This window comes from Prevotella sp. 885 (assembly GCF_002265625.1).
Classification (GTDB): Bacteria; Bacteroidota; Bacteroidia; order Bacteroidales; family Bacteroidaceae; genus Prevotella.
Map to the genome: position 1 here is coordinate 83,058 of NZ_NOVE01000003.1, position 21,670 is coordinate 104,727.

General features: G+C 46.4%; 14 protein-coding genes. 11 read left to right on the forward strand and 3 right to left on the reverse strand.

Annotated features, from left to right (window positions below; genetic code table 11):
- Nucleotides 1-69: 69 nt before the first annotated feature.
- A complete protein-coding gene (gene abc-f / locus CHL74_RS02175) occupies nucleotides 70-1,848 on the reverse strand; it encodes a ribosomal protection-like ABC-F family protein (protein ID WP_094879492.1) in 1,779 nt (592 codons plus the stop codon).
- Nucleotides 1,845-2,456 (reverse strand): ribosome biogenesis GTP-binding protein YihA/YsxC, encoded by a 612-nt coding sequence (yihA, locus tag CHL74_RS02180; RefSeq protein ID WP_094879493.1) that lies wholly within the window; start codon nucleotides 2,454-2,456, stop codon nucleotides 1,845-1,847. The genes abc-f and yihA overlap by 4 nt, the downstream gene beginning before the upstream one ends.
- 683 nt (nucleotides 2,457-3,139) lie before the next feature.
- Here yihA and CHL74_RS02185 point away from each other — a divergent pair.
- The 5 genes from CHL74_RS02185 to CHL74_RS02205 are packed head-to-tail and all read left to right on the forward strand — an operon-like array spanning nucleotide 3,140 to nucleotide 11,364.
- Nucleotides 3,140-6,001 carry a type I restriction endonuclease subunit R, EcoR124 family gene (locus CHL74_RS02185; protein WP_094879494.1) on the forward strand — a complete coding sequence of 954 codons (2,862 nt, stop codon included), beginning with the start codon at nucleotides 3,140-3,142 and terminating at the stop codon, nucleotides 5,999-6,001.
- Between the two features lie 26 nt (nucleotides 6,002-6,027).
- Nucleotides 6,028-7,635, forward strand: coding sequence for a type I restriction-modification system subunit M (locus tag CHL74_RS02190; protein ID WP_094879576.1), 1,608 nt, complete (start codon nucleotides 6,028-6,030; stop codon nucleotides 7,633-7,635).
- Nucleotides 7,636-7,678: 43 nt separating this feature from the next.
- Nucleotides 7,679-8,938: a RhuM family protein gene (rhuM, locus tag CHL74_RS02195; protein ID WP_176452148.1), complete on the forward strand. Its 1,260-nt coding sequence runs from the start codon at nucleotides 7,679-7,681 to the stop codon at nucleotides 8,936-8,938.
- A gap of 42 nt (nucleotides 8,939-8,980) precedes the next feature.
- Entirely contained in the window at nucleotides 8,981-10,087 is a 1,107-nt protein-coding gene (locus CHL74_RS02200) for a PDDEXK nuclease domain-containing protein (RefSeq protein WP_094879495.1), read from the forward strand.
- Between the two features lie 41 nt (nucleotides 10,088-10,128).
- Nucleotides 10,129-11,364 carry a restriction endonuclease subunit S gene (locus CHL74_RS02205; protein WP_094879496.1) on the forward strand — a complete coding sequence of 412 codons (1,236 nt, stop codon included), beginning with the start codon at nucleotides 10,129-10,131 and terminating at the stop codon, nucleotides 11,362-11,364.
- Here CHL74_RS02205 and CHL74_RS02210 read toward each other — a convergent pair.
- Entirely contained in the window at nucleotides 11,357-12,475 is a 1,119-nt protein-coding gene (locus CHL74_RS02210) for a restriction endonuclease subunit S (protein WP_094879497.1), read from the reverse strand. The two genes, CHL74_RS02205 and CHL74_RS02210, sit on opposite strands and share 8 nt — an antisense overlap.
- A 100-nt stretch (nucleotides 12,476-12,575) precedes the next feature.
- On the opposite strand from CHL74_RS02210, the gene CHL74_RS02215 reads away from it, so the two are divergent.
- The 6 genes from CHL74_RS02215 to nspC all read left to right on the forward strand — a co-directional run bounded on the left by CHL74_RS02215 (nucleotide 12,576) and on the right by nspC (nucleotide 21,632).
- Nucleotides 12,576-13,502, forward strand: a complete 927-nt coding sequence (locus tag CHL74_RS02215; RefSeq protein WP_094879498.1) for a tyrosine-type recombinase/integrase — start codon at nucleotides 12,576-12,578, stop codon at nucleotides 13,500-13,502.
- Between the two features lie 144 nt (nucleotides 13,503-13,646).
- Nucleotides 13,647-15,887, forward strand: a complete 2,241-nt coding sequence (pflB, locus tag CHL74_RS02220; RefSeq protein WP_094879499.1) for a formate C-acetyltransferase — start codon at nucleotides 13,647-13,649, stop codon at nucleotides 15,885-15,887.
- A gap of 215 nt (nucleotides 15,888-16,102) precedes the next feature.
- A complete protein-coding gene (locus CHL74_RS02225; protein ID WP_094879500.1) occupies nucleotides 16,103-17,167 on the forward strand; it encodes a phosphatidylinositol-4-phosphate 5-kinase in 1,065 nt (354 codons plus the stop codon).
- Between the two features lie 69 nt (nucleotides 17,168-17,236).
- Complete coding sequence (locus CHL74_RS02230) at nucleotides 17,237-19,297, forward strand: alpha amylase C-terminal domain-containing protein (protein ID WP_094879501.1); 2,061 nt, start codon at nucleotides 17,237-17,239, stop codon at nucleotides 19,295-19,297.
- Nucleotides 19,297-20,463, forward strand: a complete 1,167-nt coding sequence (locus CHL74_RS02235) for a DUF6057 family protein (RefSeq protein WP_094879502.1) — start codon at nucleotides 19,297-19,299, stop codon at nucleotides 20,461-20,463. Before CHL74_RS02230 ends, CHL74_RS02235 begins: the two co-directional genes overlap by 1 nt.
- Nucleotides 20,460-21,632, forward strand: coding sequence for a carboxynorspermidine decarboxylase (nspC, locus tag CHL74_RS02240; RefSeq protein ID WP_094879503.1), 1,173 nt, complete (start codon nucleotides 20,460-20,462; stop codon nucleotides 21,630-21,632). The genes CHL74_RS02235 and nspC overlap by 4 nt, the downstream gene beginning before the upstream one ends.
- Nucleotides 21,633-21,670: the final 38 nt, after the last annotated feature.

A 21,670-nucleotide genomic window follows, 5' to 3' on the forward strand; every position in this document is an offset into this window, starting at 1 on the left:
GCAATGTTTTTTCTGAAAAATAGTGAAAATCGGGTGTGAAAAATGGTTGAGGGGTGGAAGCCCCACCTCTCAACCCTCTATTTCTGATAATTCGAGCCACCTCATTTCCTTGGTCTCAAGCTCATCTTTGAGCAGAGGGAGGCGTTTGCTTTTCTCCGTGAGTTCGTCCACAGAGAGTGTGCCGCTGCAAAGAGCTTCCTCCAGTTCGGCTTGCTCTTTCTCCAGCTGGGCTATCTCTTTCTCCAGGCGTTCAAACTCACATTTCTCCTTATATGTCTTCTTTCTGCGCTGTTCGCCCACGAACTCGCGCTTCTCCTTCTTCTCCGTTTCAGCGTTTGCCTTAGCCACGCTCTCCTCCTTCGAAGCCAGCGACTCCCATTGGCGGAACTGCGTATAATTGCCGGGGAAGTCCTTTATGACACCCTGTCCTCTGAAGACAAGCAGATGGTCCACAATCTTGTCCATAAAGAAGCGGTCGTGCGATACGATGATGACGCATCCGGGGAAGTCCTGCAGGTATTCCTCCAGCACCTCAAGTGTCTGGATGTCAAGGTCGTTGGTGGGCTCGTCGAGTACGAGGAAGTTGGGATTGCGCATCAGCACCGTACACAGATATAGCTTGCGTCGCTCGCCGCCGGAAAGCTTATACACGTAGTCGTATTGCTGTTCGGGCGTGAAGAGGAAGTGCTGCAGGAGCTGTGTGGCTGTGATGTGCTTGCCTCCACCATAATCTATATAGTCGGCGATGTCCGAGATGATGTCGATGACGCGCTGCTGGTCGTCAAACTTCATGCCTTCCTGCGAGAAATAGCCGAAGCGTACGGTGTCGCCGATGTCGAACGAACCGCTGTCAGGCGCCACCTCTCCGAGGAGCATCTTGATGAACGTCGACTTTCCCGTGCCGTTGTTTCCGACGATGCCCATCTTCTCGAAGCGTTGGAAGTTATAGTAGAAGTCGCGCAGAATAATCTTGTCGTCGAACGCCTTCGAAACGTACTGACATTCGAAAATCTTCGAGCCGATGTATACGTTCTTCGATTTCAGACGCATCTGTCTTTCCTCGATTCGCTGCTTGGCTTTGCTTTCGAGGTCGTAAAAAGCCTCTTCGCGGTAACGTGCCTTATGTCCGCGAGCCTGCGGCTGGCGGCGCATCCATTCCAGCTCACGGCGATATAGGTTGTTGGCACGCTCTATCTCGGCTCTTGTGGCGTCGATGCGTTCCTGACGCTTCTCCATGTAATACTGGAAGTTGCCGCGATACGTATAAACCGTCTTGTCGTCAAGTTCGAGGATGATGTTGCACACGCGGTCGAGGAAATAACGGTCGTGCGTCACCATGAGCAGCGTCTTGTTGCCGCGCGAGAGATAGCCCTCCAGCCATTCTATCATGTCAAGGTCGAGGTGGTTGGTGGGCTCGTCGAGGATAAGGAAGTCAGGCTCCGTGATGAGCACGTTGGCAAGGGCGATGCGCTTCTGCTGTCCGCCGCTCAGCTCACGCATGGGCTGGTTGAGGTCCGTGATGCGGAGCTGTGTGAGAATCTGCTTTGCCTTGAGCACCTTGTCCGCCTCGCCGTGATGATTAAAGCAAGCGTCGAGCACCGACTCGTCAGGGTCGAATACCGGCGACTGCTCCAAGAATCCCACGCGGATGTCGCGACGGAAGATTATGCTTCCCGAGTCGCAGCTGTCCTTTCCCGAGAGGAGCGACAGCAGGGTTGACTTTCCCGTGCCGTTCTTGGCAATCAGACCCACGTGCTGACCCTCTCCGATGGAGAACGAGATGTTCTTGAAGAGTACGTGTGCTCCGAAAGCTTTCGATATGTTCTGAACGTCGAGTAATGGTGTCATTTTTCTTCTGTTGCTATTGATTTGAGGATATCCTCAATATATGTCAGTACCTCGTCTTTTCCTGTACGCTTCTCCGAGCTGGTGATGAAGTAAGGTGGCAGCTCCTCCCATTGGTCCTTGAGCGCTGCCATCCACTTGCCAGCGTTCTGCTTCGCCTTCACCGGTCCGAGCTTGTCCGCCTTGGTGAAGATGATGGAGAAGGGCACCGAGCTTTCGCCGAGCCAGTTGATGAAGTCCGTGTCTATCTTCATCGGGTCATGACGTATGTCGATGAGCACGAAGGTGTTGACGAGCTGCTCGCGCTGCAGGATGTAAGACGTAATCATCTGGTCGAGCTTCTTCTGCACGGTCTTCGATCGTTTTGCGAAGCCATAACCTGGAAGGTCAACGAGGTACCACTCATTGTTGATGATAAAGTGATTGATGAGCAGCGTCTTGCCGGGCGTGGCAGACGTCTTGGCAAGTCCCTTGCGGTTGCAGAGCATGTTGATGAGGCTCGACTTGCCCACGTTGGAGCGTCCGATGAACGCAAACTCGGGCTTGGTGTCCTTCGGGCACTGGCTTACTGTAGCCGAAGATATCGTGAATTCTGATTTTTTTATATCCATGAAGAATAACTGTTATTGTTGTTCTTTAAAATAAGGTGTCTGTCAATTCAATCTGCAAATTTATGAAAAAAAAGCCAATTACGGGATGCGTTGTCGCTTTTTTTGACGGTATGCCTATCTTATATTTGCATTTCTAACGCTCAATACTCCTCGTTCAGCGCACAACAAAATCTTTGGTGCGAAATTCTTGAGTTTTGAGCGTGCAGTGATAGTGTACTGAAATACAGCTGATTATGCTGCTAAGAAGAGAAGTGTGCAATGAATGACGGAGCAAAACAAGCATCATTGGGTTGCAATAGAGCCACTTTTGCACTCCAATACAGCCGCTATTGTCATGCAAATGAGCCACTATTGCACTCTAATAGTGGCACTATTGTAGTGTAAAAGTGGCGCTATCGTTAAACTCGGGCGCTGTTTGCACAGCAAAACACCGTAAAAACAGTAAACCGGAACTCTATAATCAATTTTTATTTTGTAACAGCTTTTTACTCTTTGTACGATATTTGCATGGCAAGACAGATGATTAAAACGACAATAGAGACAATGTTTTTTAGACATGAAGAACATGATTTTGAAAAGAAGAACATGTGGGAAATATAAAATAGTTGTGTTTTCTCGTGAAAAAAAGTTATCTTTGTAGGCGGAATGGCAATAGCCATAATGACGATAAAAAGAAATAAGATATGCCAGTACAAAGTGAAGCCGCCCTCGAAAACGGACTTATAGATACTCTTCAAAAGATGAACTACGAGTATGTTCATATTGAAGAGGAGAAGAACCTGTCTGCCAATTTCAAAAGGCAGTTGGAGAAACACAACAAGAAGAAATTGGAGGAACTTGGACGCACAGAGTTTACGGAGTCTGAGTTTGAGAAGATACTCATCTATCTTGAAGGTGGCACTCGCTTTGAAAAGGCAAAGAAACTGCGTGACCTCTTTCCTCTTGAACTGGAAAGCGGTGAACGTCTGTGGGTGGAGTTCTTGAACCGCACTCACTGGTGTCAGAACGAGTTTCAAGTATCCAATCAAATCACGGTTGAAGGAAGAAAGAAATGCCGTTACGATGTGACTATACTTATCAATGGTCTGCCATTGGTTCAGATAGAACTGAAGCGCAGAGGTGTGGAACTGAAACAGGCATACAACCAGATACAACGCTATCACAAGACTTCTTTTCATGGACTGTTTGATTACATCCAGTTGTTTGTCATATCCAATGGCGTGAACACTCGCTATTTCGCCAACAACCCGAATAGTGGCTATAAGTTCACATTCAACTGGACTGATGCCGCCAACGTTCCGTTCAACGACTTGGAGAAGTTTGCCACTGTGTTCTTCGACAAGTGTACGTTGGGCAAGAATATCGGTAAGTATATCGTCTTGCATGAGGGTGACAAGTGTCTGATGGTGCTTCGTCCTTATCAGTTCTATGCCGTGGAGAAGATTCTCGACCGTGTGGAAAACTCCAACGATAATGGTTATATCTGGCATACAACAGGAGCAGGCAAAACCTTGACTTCTTTCAAGGCAGCCCAACTTGTGTCTGAGTTGGACGACGTGGACAAGGTGATGTTCGTGGTTGACCGTCATGACCTTGACACGCAGACCCAAGCCGAATACGAGGCTTTTGAGCCAGGAGCCGTGGACAGCACGGACAATACGGACGAATTGGTGAAGCGTCTGCACAGCAATTCGAAGATTATCATTACCACCATTCAGAAACTCAATGCTGCTGTAAGCAAGCAGTGGTATAGCAGCCGTATTGAGGAAATACGTCATTCTCGCATCGTGATGATATTCGATGAGTGTCATCGAAGCCATTTCGGAGATTGCCACAAGAACATCGTGAAGTTCTTCGACAATACGCAGATGTTCGGATTTACGGGCACGCCTATCTTTGTAGAAAATGCTGTGGACGGACATACCACAAAGGAAATCTTCGGCAACTGTCTTCACAAATACTTGATAAAGGATGCCATTGCCGATGAAAATGTGCTTGGTTTTCTTGTGGAGTATTACCACGGCAATGAGGATGTGGATAATGCCGACCAAGACCGCATGACGGAGATCGCCAAATTCATCCTTAATAATTTCAATAAGTCAACATTCGACGGTGAGTTCGACGCATTGTTTGCCGTGCAGTCAGTGCCGATGCTAATCCGTTACTACAAGATATTCAAGAGCCTCAATCCGAAGATTAGAATCGGAGCGGTGTTCACATACGCTGCCAACGGTAGTCAAGACGATGAGCAGACCGGTATGAACACCGGTGGCTTTGCAAGTGACAGCACAGGCGATGCAGACGAATTGCAAGCCATCATGGATGACTATAATAATATGTATGGAACGAGTTTCACTACAGAAAACTTCCGTGCATATTACGATGACATCAACCTCCGCATGAAGAAAAAGAAGGCAGACATGAAGCCTCTTGACCTCTGCTTGGTTGTCGGTATGTTCCTTACCGGCTTTGACAGCAAGAAACTCAACACACTCTATGTTGACAAAAACATGGAGTACCATGGCTTGCTGCAAGCCTTCAGCCGAACCAACCGTGTGCTCAACGAGAAGAAACGTTTCGGTAAGGTGGTTTGCTTCCGCGACTTGAAAAGCAAGGTGGACGAAGCCATCAAGCTGTTCAGCAATGGCACCCCCTTGGAAGACATCGTGCGTAAGCCCTTCGATGAGGTGAAGCGTGACTATCAGGAACTGACAAAGGACTTCCTGGAGCATTATCCCGAACCTCACTTCGTGGACTATCTTCAGAGTGAGAACGACAAGAAGCAGTTTATCCTCGCTTTCCGTGACATCATCAAGAAGCATGCTGAGATACAGATTTATAATGAGTTTGAGAAGGAGGCCAATGACCTTGGCATGACCGAACAGCAGTTTATGGACTTCCGCAGTAAGTATCTTGACATATACGATTCGTTTGCCGCTAAACCGACAGAACAGTCAAGCGGTTATAAAGCTCAGGAGGACGAATCAGGTATGGCTTCCGAACCAGACCCGAGTGAGAATGATGCTACTGGGCTGGGAGACATCGATTTCTGCTTGGAACTGCTGCATAGCGACATCATCAATGTGGCTTACATTTTGGAACTGATTGCGGATCTCAACCCATACAGTGAGGACTACACGGAAAAGCGTAGGCACATTATTGACACGATGATTAAGGATGCCGAACTTCGCAGTAAAGCAAAACTCATTGACGGATTTATCCAGAAAAATGTGGATGATGACCGTGACAATTTCATGGCTCGCAAACAAAAGGCAGACGGAACGAGTGACCTTGAAGAACGGTTGAACAACTACATAGTCACAGAGCGTAACAATGCCGTAAATATGCTTGCAAAGGATGAAGATTTGGATGCTTCCGTGCTCAATCATTACCTCTCGGAGTATGACTACTTGCAAAAAGAACAGCCAGAAATCATACAAGAGGCATTGAAGGAGAAACACTTGGGACTGATAAAAAAGCGCAAGGCATTGACAAGAATACTCGATAAATTGCGTTCTATTATAAGAACATTCAGTTGGGAATAATCAAAAGAAAAAAGAAAACAAACGATATGAGCGAAGAATTACAACAGAAACTCCGTGACCAACTTTGGGAAGTTGCCAACAAACTGCGCGGCAATATGTCTGCAAGCGACTTCATGTACTTCACCCTTGGCTTTATCTTCTACAAGTATTTGTCGGAGAAGATAGAGAAACACGCCAATGAAGCATTGGTGGATGATGAAGTCACATTCAAGGAACTCTGGGCAATGGAGAAAGACGAAGATATAGAAAATTCGAGCTTTGCTCGCCTGAGCACCGCTGAAAGAAAGGCAATGTGCGAAGAACTTCAGGAGGTTGTCAAGACCGAATGTCTGGAAAATATCGGCTACTTCATTGAACCAAACTTCCTGTTCTCGTCCGTCATTGAGAGCATTAAGAAAAAGGAGAATATTCTGCCGATGCTCGAACGCTCATTGAAGCGTATTGAGGACAGCACCCTCGGACAGGACAGCGAAGAAGACTTTGGAGGTCTATTCTCTGACATTGACCTTGCTTCACCCAAGTTGGGCAAGACTGCCGATGACAAGAACACTTTGGTCAGCAACGTTCTTCTTGCCCTTGATGATATTGACTTTGGTGTGGAAGCATCGCAAGAGATTGACATTCTCGGTGATGCCTACGAGTATATGATTAGCCAATTTGCAGCAGGTGCTGGCAAGAAAGCTGGTGAGTTCTACACTCCTCAGGAAGTGAGCCGTATCTTGGCAGAGATCGTAACCATCGGTCACGCTCGTCTGCGCAATGTCTATGACCCAACTTGTGGTAGTGGTTCGCTGTTGCTCCGTGCAGCAAGCATAGGTCATGCAAACGAGATTTTCGGACAGGAGAAGAACCCTACGACCTACAACTTGGCTCGTATGAATATGCTTCTGCACGGCATCAAGTTCAGTAACTTCCGCATAGAGAATGGCGATACTTTGGAGGCTGATGCTTTTGGCGATACACAGTTTGACGCTGTGGTAGCAAATCCTCCTTTCTCTGCAGAATGGAGTGCTGCCGATAAGTTCAACAACGATGACCGTTTCAGCAAGGCTGGACGCTTGGCACCACGCAAGACTGCCGACTATGCCTTTATTCTCCACATGATTTACCACCTCAATGAGGGTGGCACAATGGCTTGTGTCGCTCCTCATGGAGTGTTGTTCCGTGGAAATGCCGAGGGCGTAATCCGCCGCTTCCTCATTGAGAAAAAGAACTATGTGGATGCCATCATCGGTCTGCCTGCCAACATCTTCTATGGCACAAGCATCCCGACCTGTATTTTGGTGTTCAAGAAATGCCGTAAGGAGGATGACAACATTCTGTTTATTGATGCCAGCAAGGAGTTTGAAAAGGTCAAGACCCAGAACAAGCTCCGTCCGCAGCATATTCAGAAGATTGTTGATACCTATCGTGAGCGCAAGGAGATAGAAAAGTACAGCCATCTTGCCACACTGCAAGAAGTGGTTGAGAACGACTACAACCTCAACATTCCTCGTTACGTTGATACTTTCGAGGAAGAAGAGCCTATTGACATTCATGCCGTCATGAAAGAAATCAAGGAGCTGGAAGCCAAACGAGCCGACCTTGACAAGGAGATTGAAGGTTATCTGAAGGAATTGGGATTGGTTGAATGAATTTTTTGTACCAGGTTGAGACAATTTTAGAAGAACGTTTTATATGGCTGAGAAAGATAATATACCAGAAATGCGTCCTACGTTTGATGCTATCCGCAGGACTGACGAAAACAACAAGGAATATTGGAGTTCGCGCGACCTTTGTAATGCTATGGGATATTCTACTAACTGGAAATTCCAAAATGTCATAAATAAGGCAATTGCCGTAGCCAATCAAAAAGGCATGAAGATTGATGACCATTTCAACCAAACGGTTGATATGGTCAAGCTCGGTAGTGGTGCATATAGAAAGGTGAACATATTCCGTTTGTCTCGTATGGCGTGCATGATTATAGCTGAAAGTGCAGACGGAAAGAAACCTCTGGTGCAACAAGCAAGAGAATATTTTTCGCAGTCCGTTTCTACCACAGAACTTATCCAAAACTCACTGGAATCCAACATATTGCTGTATAAAACAGCACAAGGTGAAACCCGCATTGAAGTGATATTCAACAACGAGACATTTTGGATGTCGCAAAAACGCATGGCAGATTTGTTTGGCGTAGACCGAGCAACGATTGCTTATCACCTTTCTCAAATTTATGAAAGTGGAGAACTTACAAAAGAGGCAACTTGTAGAAAAATTCAACAAGTTCAACTTGAGGGTGAGCGTGATGTTGAACGTACTCCTTTGTTCTACAACCTTGATGCCATTATTGCCGTAGGTTACCGTGTGAACAGCTATCAAGCAACTCAATTTCGTATATGGGCAACTTCTGTGTTGAAGGAGTTTATCATCAAGGGGTATGTACTTGATGACGAACGCTTGAAACAAGGCAAGCATTTCGGCAAGGACTACTTTGATGACTTGCTGGAACGCATCCGTGAGATACGGACGTCTGAACGTCGCTACTATCAGAAGATAACGGATGTATATGCAGAGTGTAGTGCTGATTATGATGCAAAATCAGAAAGTACAAAATTGTTCTTCAAAATGGTGCAGAACATGATGCACTTGGCTGTCACACATAATGGTATAACTACTTCATTCCTTGACTTTGCTGAGACTCGTGCCCAACGCCATATCATTACAACAATGGAAGATTGGCGAAAGCGACTTGCCCAGTTCCTTGCGGCAATGGACTATGAGGCAAACCCTTCGGCAGGAACTGTTTCGCAAGATGAAGCAAGAGCAAAGGCTTATGGAGAATATGAGAAATATAAGCTCATCCAAGACCATTCATATATATCTGATTTCGACAGATTTAATAATGGTGATGACGATATGCATCTGCTTCCTTTCGACCTCAATCCAAAGGAATAATATTTTTTACCAACCTGGTACAATATTTGAAAAGTAATAGTTATGGCAGTTAATATGACATTGGCAGGAGACAGCGAGTTCAAAAATTGGGTCTCGCAATTGAAGAAAGATATACGCAGCACACAAATAAAGGCGGCAATAAAGGTGAATACAGAATTGCTTCGCCTTTATTGGCGTATGGGTGCGGACATCTGTGAAAAGCAGAAGTCTGCGTCTTGGGGCGATGGGTGGCTTAAAGAACTGAGCCGTGAACTTATGGCTGAGTTTCCAGATATGAAAGGCTTGTCTCACAGGAATCTGCAATACATTAGACAATGGTATCTCTTTTATAATCAACGAAATACAATTGTGCAACAAGTTGTTGCACAATTAGGCGATGATAAAGAACAACAACATGTTGCCCAAATCAGCGAGGAGGTTTTCTTCTCCGTTCCTTGGGGGCATCATCTGTATATCATATCGCAATGCAAGGATGTTGACCGTGCCGTGTTCTACTTAAAAAAGACTGTTGAAAATGGTTGGAGCCGTGCGGTACTTCTCAATTTCCTTGATACCAATCTGTATGAGCGACAGGGAAAGGCTGTGAATAATTTCACAAGACTGCTGGCTAATCCTCAAAGCGAATTGGCTGCTCAAACATTGAAAGACCCTTATAATTTCGACTTCCTCACGCTTGATGGTGAATACAGAGAGCGAGAGTTGGAACAAGGACTTACCAAAAATGTCACACGTTTCTTGCTTGAATTGGGTACGGGCTTTGCTTTTGTCGGGAGTCAAGTTCCACTACAAGTAGGCGAAGATACGGTATATCCCGATTTGCTTTTCTATCATTTGGAACTGCGCTGCTATGTGGTCGTTGAGCTGAAAGTGACAAAGTTCAAAGGTGAACACTTGGGACAGTTGGGAGTATATGTGAGTGCCGTCAATCATATAAAGAAGAAGCCGACAGACAACCCTACAATTGGATTGCTTATCTGCAAAACCAAGAATAACGTGATGGCTCAATACGCTCTGGAAGCAACCAATCAGCCAATCGGCATTTCAGAATATCAGCTGTCAAAGCTCATGCCCGAAAATATACAAAGCCAATTGCCTACTATAGAAGATATAGAAGCAAACCTTTCTGATATGAAGGGAACCAAAGATTGATGGCTTTTACGTGATGGTCAAACTAAAATTAAGGATTAAAAATGACAACGATAATAAATAACGAACATAAGAAACTCAATGTCCCAAATCTCAGATTTCCTGAGTTTCAGGGAGAGTGGGAAATGTGCATATTGGGAGATTACGGAAAGGTTGTAACTGGTAACACTCCTCCAACTAAAGATATTGAGAATTACGAAAATGGAACATATCTTTGGGCTTCTCCTGCTGATTTGAGTACTATAAAACTTATTTCAGAAACCAAGACAAAGTTATCAAGCAAAGGTTTCTCAAAAACAAGAGCATTGCCCAAAGGTAGTGTTCTTGTAACCTGCATTGGCTCTACTATAGGCAAAACGGGAATGGCTACAAAAGAAATGTCAACAAATCAACAAATTAATTCTATAGTGGTCAATGACAATAACGATAATGAGTTTGTTTACTACGCTATACAGAGTGCTTTTCCTCGTTATTTGTCATCTATTGCTGTGCAAGCCGTTCCCATAATATCTAAGTCTGCCTTTGAAATGTTGCCAAACAAGAGGCCTTGTTTACAAGAGCAAAAGAAAATAGGTAAGTTTCTGTCTTTGCTTGATGAGCGCATAGCGACCCAATGCAAAGTCATTGACAAGTTGCAGTCCCTAATCAAGGGAATGGAGGACAATTTTTTGGATAATCCTTTGTGGGAAAAGACATATTTACGTTCATTTATGCAATTCTTCCCTACCAATTCGCTATCATGGGAGCAGCTGAGTTATAAAGAAGGTGCAATTAGGAATCTACATTATGGTTTAATACATGGTTTTCAGACACGTGGAATAAATTCAGCCTCTTTACCGATGATTAAAAATGAAGCTGTACCTAAGCATTATATATTATGCCAAGTTGGAGATGTTGCTTTTGCTGATGCTTCAGAAGATACTGGCGAAATAGCTAAATCCGTAGAATTTGTTGATACTATTGAAGGTGATACAATATGTGGATTACATACTATTCATGGTCGTGATATAAAGAACAGGACAGTTGTATGCTTCAAAGGCTTTGCATTTAATTCTCGTTATTTCCATAATCAAATTAAGCGATTGGCACAGGGGACAAAAGTATTTTCAATAACAGCAAACAACCTTTCTTCTTGTTATATCTATCTCCCTGATTTGGATACACAAACAGTTATAGTTAAATTGCTAAAATCTTATGAAGAGCAACTTATAATTGGCAGAATAATTTTGAAACAATACGAAAAACAAAAGCAGTATCTGCTTCGCCAAATGTTTATATAAACATCTGGCGGAGCATGTATTGCTTCTGATTTTGAAAAAGTGATTTTGTGTGACTCGCTGTCTCTAATTTGGTGTACAATGCTTGATACAATTCACATATTTGTTCCTGAGTTTTTATTGGAGGAATCTGAATAACAGTTTTTCCCAACTCTGTTTGGTTTATGCTTGCCTGTGATACTGCTTTATTACAGACAGTCTTAAAGTGATTGAGCATTCTATTTGTATTCAACAATAAGTATAAATAGAATGGTATGACCACCGTATTGTTAGGTGTCAATCTGAGTAGATTCATTCCATGATACAAGTCATAATCTTTATCTATAAATGCGGTATTGCCTATGTATTCAACACTATTGATATTGCTAAACAAAATATCTCCAACTCGTAATCTGTAATTTTCTGAAGATTCAAAAGGTGCAACATATCCTACTCGTTCCATATTCACCTTATGCCCAGAAATTGTTTCAATACGAGACACTTTTAATCCTTTCTTTGACAAAAGTTGATTTCCTGAATAACCGCTCCTAATCTCACAGATTTCTACAAGTTTATAATTGATGCCACTATTCATGAATACCCTCTGATTAATTCCCTTGATTAGGGACTGCAACTTGTCAATGACTTTGTTTTGGATAGCTATGCGCTCGTCAAGGAGGGACAAAAGTTTGGCTATTTTCTTTTGTTCCTCCATCCCTGGGTAGGATGTATATATTCTTGCAAAATTTGGATAAAACAAATACACTCTTACACCGCCTTCACCATTCAAATTGTAATAAAAGTTCATTTTTGGTGTCTTCAAAAGGTGCATCAGCCAATTTGAATCAATCTGCCCCCTTGATTTGAAACAGACATAAAGCGAACTTATCATACATGGTTTGTCGCCCTCGTATCTTGCAATTGAACCAACATTGATTCTTGCAGGGTTATATGCAAACTCATCCTTATGTATTACTTTATATGCCTTAATATCCTCACCGACCATGTCTCTATCTTCGAATTGTTCAGTTTGAGGAACAAAACCACGATTGTTAGTCACGGAGTACATTGGGTATTGGATTTTCTCTTTATTTCTAATATTGAAGTTTGTGGTTATATCTCCAAGTTTACACATCTTCCACTCCCCCTCAAACTCCTTGAATCTGAGATTTGGGACGTTGGAGGTTGCTTTTCTCTAATTATTATAGTATACACATTTTATAATTAAGGATTATATGGAAACAAAAACAATTAGAGAAATTGCGTTGGCTTGGAAAAGTGACAAGCAACGCTACGTTAAGCAGTCTACATACGCTGCTTATGTGTTAATTCTGGAGAACCACATTCTGCCTACGTTTGGCGATTGTGAGGCTCTGAGTGAGAAACTTGTGCAGGAGTTCGTTTTGCAGAAACTGAATGGCGGTCTAAGCATTAAGACGGTGAAGGATATCCTTATTGTCTTGAAGATGGTGATGAAGTTCGGAGTAAAGAACGAATGGATGAACTATTGCGAGTGGGACATCAAATACCCCACGACTGAGGCTAATAAGGAAATTGAGGTGCTGACGGTGGCACACCATAAAAAGATCCTCGATTTCATCAAGCAGAACTTCACGTTTCGCAACCTCGGCATCTACATCAGTCTGACCACAGGCTTGCGTATCGGAGAGATTTGCGGTCTGAAATGGTCGGACATTAACACCGACAACGGCACAATTACCGTGAACCGCACCATTGAGCGCATCTACATTGTGGAGGGCGAACGCAAGCACACAGAACTGGTCATCAACACGCCCAAGACCAAGAACTCTTGCCGTGAAATACCGATGAATAAGGAACTGCTGGCGATGGTAAAGCCTCTGAAAAAGGTGGTAAACGAGGACTTTTTTGTGTTGACCAACGAAGAAAAGCCAACAGAGCCACGCACCTATCGCAACTATTATCATCGGCTGATGAAACGCCTTGACATTCCTCGGCTGAAATATCACGGACTACGCCATAGCTTTGCCACACGCTGCATTGAAAGCAACTGCGACTACAAGACAGTAAGCGTACTGCTCGGTCATGCCAACATCACAACAACCCTCAACCTCTATGTTCACCCGAACATGGAACAGAAGAAAAAGTGCATCACCAAGATGTTCAAGTCTCTTGGGAAATAGGGAAGCCTGAAAACAATGAGAATATATTGTCTTGGACGGCGAAACCTCGAAATTAGATCATATAAGCTTGTATATGTGATGGAAAAAACGTAACTTTGCACCGAGATTACACACAGATAATATTCATTTTTTAAACACAAATTTATGATTCTTCAAAATTTGCAAGCCGATTTCAAGGGTTCCAATTGGAAGAGAGAAATCGATGTGCGTGATTTTATCCAGTCTAATTATGAGCCGTATGAGGGCGACGAGTCGTTCCTTGAAGGTCCGACTGAGCGTACCCAGCACTTGTGGGACATCCTTTCTGGCATGTTCGAGACAGAGCGTGAGAAGGGTGTGTACGACGCTGAGACCAAGCTGCCGCAGAGCATCGATACCTACGGTGCCGGCTATATCGACAAGGATAGCGAGGTTGTCGTAGGTTTGCAGACCGATGTGCCCCTTAAGCGTGGTATCTTCCCGAAGGGCGGCATACGTATGGTGGAGAAGGCTCTCAAGTCATTCGGCTATGAGCTCGACCCTGCAACAAAGACCATCTTCACAAAGTATCGCAAGACACACAACGAAGGCGTGTTCTCAGCATACAACGATGATATCAAGGCTGCACGTCATGCCCACATCATCACAGGTCTGCCTGACGCTTACGGACGTGGACGCATCATCGGCGACTATCGTCGTGTGGCACTCTACGGAACAACTAACCTCATCGAGGAGAAGAAGCGCTACTTCAAGCGCATCGACATACAGGAGTTTACAGAAGAGATAGTTCGTCATCGCGAGGAAGTTTCGGAGCAGATACAGGCTCTGAAGCAGTTTGAGAGAATGTGTGCTTCGTACGGCTTCGACGTTACAAAGCCCGCACGCAACGCCAAGGAGGCTGTACAGTGGACTTACTTCGGTTATCTCGGTGCCGTTAAGGACCAGGACGGAGCTGCCATGTCGCTCGGTCGTGTATGTGCGTTCCTCGATATCTTCATCCAGCGCGACCTCAAGAACGGCACGCTCACAGAGAGCGAGGCACAGGAACTCATCGATCAGATGGTGATGAAGCTCCGCATCGTACGCTTCCTCCGCACACCGGAATATAACGACCTCTTCTCTGGCGACCCGATCTGGGCTACTGCTTCTATCGGCGGTATGGGCATCGACGGACGCTCGATGGTTACGAAGACCGACTATCGCTTCCTCCATACATTATATAATATGGGACCGTCGCCCGAGCCTAACCTCACGGTTCTCTGGAGCGAGCATCTCCCCGAGTCTTGGAAGCGTTACTGCGCCAAGGTGAGCATCGACACCTCAGCCATCCAGTATGAGAACGACGACCTTATGCGTGCTGACCTCGGCGACGACTACGGCATCGCATGCTGCGTATCGCCGATGAAGATAGGTAAGCAGATGCAGTTCTTCGGAGCTCGTGCAAACCTCGCCAAGTGTATGCTCTATGCCATCAACGGCGGACGCGACGAGATGTCGGGCGAGCAGATTGCTCCGCAGTATGCTCCCGTAGATGGCGACTACCTCACATACGAGGAGTTTATGCCTAAGTTCGAGCAGATGATGAGATGGTTGGCTAAGACTTATGTCAACGCCCTCAAGATCATCCACTACATGCACGACAAGTATGACTATGAGGCATTCGAGATGGCTCTGCACGACGGCGACGTAGAGCGCACACGTGCTACGGGTATTGCAGGTCTGTCCATTGTGGCTGACTCAATCGCAGCAATGAAGCATTGCAAGGTGCGCATTATCCGCGACGAGAGCGGTCTGGCTGTCGACTACAAGATAGAGGAGGGCGAGTACGTGCCGTTCGGTAACAATAATGACGAGACAGACGAAATCGCCGTTTCCATCACAGAGAAGTTTATGGAGTATCTGCGTCAGCACCGCACATACCGCGACGCCATCCCGACACAGAGCCTTCTGACCATCACCTCCAATGTGGTGTACGGCCGTAACACAGGCGCCACACCTGACGGAAGAGAGAAGGGTGTGCCGTTCGCACCGGGTGCCAACCCGATGAACGCACGCGACGTGAAGGGAGCCGTTGCAGCTCTTGCTTCAGTAGCCAAACTTCCCTTCCAGCACTCACGTGACGGCATCTCTTACACCTTCGCCATCGCTCCTTCAGCACTCGGCAAGACTCCTGAGATGCGCTCAGCCAACCTCGTGAGTCTGCTTGACGGCTACTTCACTCCTTCAGGAGGTCAGCACATCAACGTGAACGTCTTCGACCGTCAGCTTCTGCTCGACGCTATGGAGCATCCTGAGAAGTATCCGCAGCTCACCATCCGTGTGAGCGGATATGCCGTAAACTTCGTCAAGCTGACACGTGAGCAGCAGCTCGACGTGCTCTCAAGAACCATCAATCAGGGACTTTAAACGCACATAATAGCCAAGTCGTACAGGACACGATATCCTGTGTGACTTGGCTTTTTCCTTTTCTTCTTTCATAAAAATCCTAAATTCCTTTTGTTGTTTCGTATTATTTGGCTAATTTTGGCAGTAAGTTTTCGTTTCAAGACGACTTTAAAAGAAGGAATAAAGTGAAAAAACATATATTTTCTACATTATTGGCTCTCGCCATCCCGTTTACGATGATGGCGCAGAAGATAACCCTTGGCTCGTGCAAGACTCATGACAACGGCCAGTACAAGGGACAAATGCAAGCTGGAAAACCACACGGAAAAGGTAACACACTTTTCGAGAATGGGGACACTTATGAGGGTGAGTATGTAAAGGGAAAGCGCCAAGGGCAAGGCATCTATACCTTCTCTGACGGAGAAAAGTATGATGGCGAATGGTTTCAGGACCAACAGCACGGATACGGCACATTCTGGTTTATGAACAATAACCGCTATGAGGGTATGTGGTATCGCGACTATCAGCAGGGTCACGGCGTTATGTATTATTATAACGGCGACAAATATGACGGTTACTGGCAGCAGGACAAGCGTCAGGGCAAGGGTAAGTATACCTTTGCGAGCGGCGCTTTTTATGACGGCAACTGGAAGGACGACCAGAAAAGCGGAAAAGGCTTCTTTGCTTGGGGAGACGGCACCACGTACGACGGTATGTGGTTAGGCAATCAGCGTTCGGGCAAAGGCACCAACAAGTATGCTGACGGCGATACGTATGTGGGCGACTGGCTCAACGACATACAGAACGGAAAGGGCATTTACAAGTTCCAGAACGGCGACGTGTATGAAGGCGACTATGTGCAGGGCGAACGCACCGGCGAAGGCATCTTCAAGTATCGTAACGGCGACAAATACATGGGTCACTTCAAAGAGGGTGACAAGGACGGCAAGGGAACATTCACTTGGCGTAACGGCGACATGTACGTAGGCGACTGGAAGAACGACATGCAGAACGGTCACGGCAAGCTCGTGAAGAAAGCCGGCGACGTCTTTGAGGGCAACTTCAAGGACGGCAAGGTGGACGGCGAGGTGATCATCCATTACGCTAACGGTCTGAAGTTTAAGGGCGTCTTCAAGAACGGCAAGCCCAACGGACCCGCCATCGAGGAAACAAAGGACGGCAACCGCTTCGAAGGTTCGTACGTGGACGGACGTCGCGACGGCAAGTTCGTGGAGAAAGACCGTAACGGACAGGTGGTGAAGCGCGGACATTACGAGCGCGGAAAACGCTTCGATGACTGATGCGCCAAGCCTACGTCTATACATTATAATATATAGTAAACATTTATAAACACCATAAATCACTCAGCAATGGCAGTAAAAACAAAGAAGTCGCAGGCTGCAGCAAAAGCAAAGCCGACTGCGAAACATATCGGACTGGTGAAGAATGACGCTTACCTGGAGCCTTACGAGGACGCTATAAAGGGACGTCATGATCATGCGTTGTGGAAACTTGACAACCTGACAAACCACGGCAAGCAGAACCTTACCGATTTTGCCAACGGACACAAATATTACGGACTGCATAAGACCACACGCGGATGGGTGTTCCGTGAGTGGGCTCCGAACGCCACAGAGATTTATCTCGTGGGCGACTTCAACGGATGGAAGGAATCAGACAAGTATAAGGCAAAGCGCCTTAACGAACATGGCGACTGGGAGCTGAAGCTCTCGGCTAAGGCCATCAAGCATGGCGACCTCTACAAGATGCACGTCTATTGGAACGGCGGACATGGCGAAAGAATACCGGCATGGTGTAACCGCGTGGTGCAGGACGAGCAGACAAAGATATTCTCCGCACAGGTATGGAATCCTGAGAAGGAGTATGAATGGAAGAAGAAGACGTTTAAGCCGACAAAGTCGCCGCTGCTTATATATGAATGCCACATCGGTATGGCGCAGGACGCAGAGAAGGTGGGCACGTACAACGAGTTTCGTGAGAACGTGCTGCCCCGTATCAAGGCAGACGGATATAACTGCATTCAGATTATGGCCATTCAGGAGCATCCTTATTACGGATCTTTCGGCTATCATGTCAGCAGCTTCTTTGCAGCTTCCAGCCGCTTCGGAACGCCCGAGGAACTGAAGGCCCTTATCGATCAGGCACACAAGGACGGCATCGCCGTCATCATGGATATCGTACACAGCCACGCTGTGAAGAACGAGATGGAGGGACTCGGCAATCTTGCTGGCGACCCCAACCAGTATTTCTATCCCGGCGAACGTCACGAACATCCGGCTTGGGACAGCCTCTGCTTCGATTACGGCAAGGACGACGTGATGCATTTCCTGCTTTCCAACTGCAAGTACTGGATGGAGGAGTTCCACTTTGACGGTTTCCGCTTTGACGGCGTAACCTCAATGCTCTATTACAGCCATGGCTTGGGAGAGGCATTCTGCAACTACGGCGACTACTTTAACGGACATCAGGACGACAACGCCATCTGCTACCTGACGCTTGCCAACCTCCTCATCCATGAGGTCAATCCGAACGCCATAACCATTGCTGAAGAGGTGAGCGGTATGCCAGGATTGGCAGCCAAGTTCACGGACGGTGGCTACGGCTTCGACTACAGAATGGCAATGAACATCCCCGACTACTGGATTAAGACCATCAAGGAGCTGCCCGATGAGGCTTGGAAGCCAAGCAGCATCTTCTGGGAGGTGACCAACCGCCGCTCCGACGAGCATACGATAAGCTACTGTGAGAGTCATGATCAGGCTCTTGTGGGAGACAAGACCATTATCTTCCGACTTATCGACTCGGACATGTACTGGCATTTCAGAAAGGGTGATGAGAACGAGCGTGTGCACCGCGGCATAGCCCTGCACAAGATGATTCGCCTTGTTACGGCTTCCACAATAAACGGTGGTTACCTCAACTTTATGGGTAATGAGTTCGGTCACCCGGAATGGATCGACTTCCCGCGTGAGGGTAACGGATGGAGCCATAAGTATGCACGTCGCCAGTGGAACCTCGTGGACAACAAGGAACTCGACTATCATTACCTCGGCGACTTCGACCGTGCGATGCTCAAGACGCTCAAGATGGTGAGAAGCATCCAGTCGAAGCCGGTGCAGGAAATCTGGCACAACGACGGCGACCAGATATTGGCGTACATGCGTGGCGACCTTATCTTCATTTTCAATTTCAATCCTACGAAGTCGTTCACCGACTACGGCTTCCTGGTTCCGACCGGATCGTACGACGTGGTGCTCAATACCGATGCGAAGGAGTTCGGAGGTAACGGTCTGGCTGACGACACGATGACACACCTTACCAATTATGACCCCGCATACGTTACGGAGCATAAGGAATGGCTGAAGCTGTACGTTCCGGCTCGTTCTGCAGTAGTGTTAAAGAAGAACTAATGGGTAACAACAGAAATATTAAATCTAACGACATACTTGTGAACATCACATGCACCATAGTGTTTGTGGTGTTCACATTTGTGTATCTATACTGTTATCAGGCAGACCTGCTGACAGCCATGCAGCATGTCTTCTCCAAAGGACAGACTCACTATAATCATCTTATCGGAGCGTCGCTCATCACCTTCATCCTTTTATTGGTTCAGCGGGGCGTTTCGAGGCTGTGTCAGGGGGTGAGAGTGGCAAACTCTTTTACCTACGTCCCTTCCGCCTTGCTTCTTACGTTTCTGACCTCAGCACATCCTGACATTACGTACGGAGGCTTCTCGTTCGGAGGTTGGGCGATAGCCTTGCCGGTATTGTTAGTGGTGTTTGCTGGTTTTGTGATATTTTCGTTCAAGAGCGGACTGTCCGAAGTCCTTTCGGATATAGTTTCCACTCAGTATAGACGATTATGGGTAAACCTCGCCATTATGACGGCAGAGATGTTGTTTGTGGGCTGCTTAAGCTATGACGATGCCACATTCCATAACCGCATAAATGCCGAACAGTGCATATTGGACGGCGATTATGATGGGGCTCTTGTTTCCGTGGCTCGTAATGCTGAGGCTGACGAGAATCTGACGATGCTTGCCGCTTACGCGCTTTCGAAGAAAGGCACGATGGCAGACGAGCTCTTCGAGTATAAGCTCAAGGGCAAGTCGGCATCGCTCGTTCCTAACAAAACCATCACAAGTTTCGTGGTCTATCTTGACAGCGTCTTCTATGGTAAGATGGGAGGATGGTTCAGACAGCCCATGTCGGCTTCACGATACTTCGATTATCTCCATCGTCATGGCAGGTTGCGTGGCGCTTCGGTGGATTATTATCTGTGCGGAATGCTCATGGACTGTAATCTGCCTGGCTTTGCCAAGCAGCTCCCTAAATATTACACGCTGAACGATTCGCTGCCCAAGCATTACAAGGAGGCTCTGATACTTTATCGTCATAGATATTCCAATCCTGCCGTTGTATACGATAATGCTGTGACGAATGCCGACTATCAGGACTTCCAGAAGCTGTCGGCTTCGTTGCCAGACCAAAAAGAGCGCAAGAAGCAACTGGCAGATACATACGGAAACACTTACTGGTATTATTACCAATATAACGCTAAAAGAAAAAGATGATAGTAGATACTACCACATATAAAGAACTGACACGTCCGATGTACGTCCTCGAAGAATGGCGACTAAGACGTAACCTGGAAATTATAAAGGGCGTTGCTGACAGCGCCGGCATTGAGATTATTCTTGCTTTCAAGGCATACGCCCTATGGAAGACATTCCCTATATTTAAGGAATACATACAGTCCACTACGGCAAGCTCACTTGCTGAGGCGCGTCTGGCGTATGACAAGTTCGGCGAGAAGGCACATACCTTCTCTCCCGCTTACACGGATTATGAGATTGATGAGATAGCACGTTGCTCGAGCTGTCTTACGTTCAACTCGCTTTCGCAGTATTCTCGCCTGCACGATAGGGTGAGGGAGGTCAATCCCGAGATAAGTCTTGGTCTGCGTGTTAATCCGGAATATTCTGAGATTGAAACAGACATATACAATCCTTGTGCGCCTGGCACCCGCTTCGGAGTCAGCGCTGACGCTCTGCCCGAAACGTTGCCGTTGGACATAGAGGGATTTCATTGTCATTGCCATTGTGAGAACGGATCGGACGTGTTTGTGCGTACCTTGGCTCATATAGAGGAGAAGTTCTCAGGATGGTTCAGTCAGATTAAATGGATAAACTTTGGCGGAGGCCATCTCATGACTCGCAAGGACTATGACATCCCCTTGCTTGTCCGTACGCTTAAGAACTTCCGTGCCCGTTATCCTTGGCTGAAGGTGATAATGGAGCCGGGTAGTGCTTTCGGTTGGCAGACGGGTCCGCTTGTGGCGCAGGTTGTGGACGTGGTGGAGGATCATGGCATAAAGACAGCCATACTTAATGTAAGTTTTTCTTGTCACATGCCCGATTGTCTGGAGATGCCGTACCATCCTGCTGTACGTGGAGCCGAAACCATAGAGGAAGAATGCCCCGATTATTCCGTTCCTTTTACATATCGTCTTGGAGCCAATAGCTGTCTTTCGGGCGATTTTATGTCTGCTTGGCGCTTTGATCATGAGCTTCAGGTGGGGGAGAATATCATTTTTGAGGACATGAATCACTATACGACGGTGAAGACAACCATGTTTAATGGCATTTCACACCCTGCACTCGCTATGGTGCATAATGGCACGAATGAGCTCGAAATACTACGAGAATACACTCCAGAAGACTATTTTTCGCGTATGGATTAGGGGAAATGCAGAAAAACGCATTTTTTTTGAAAAAAGCT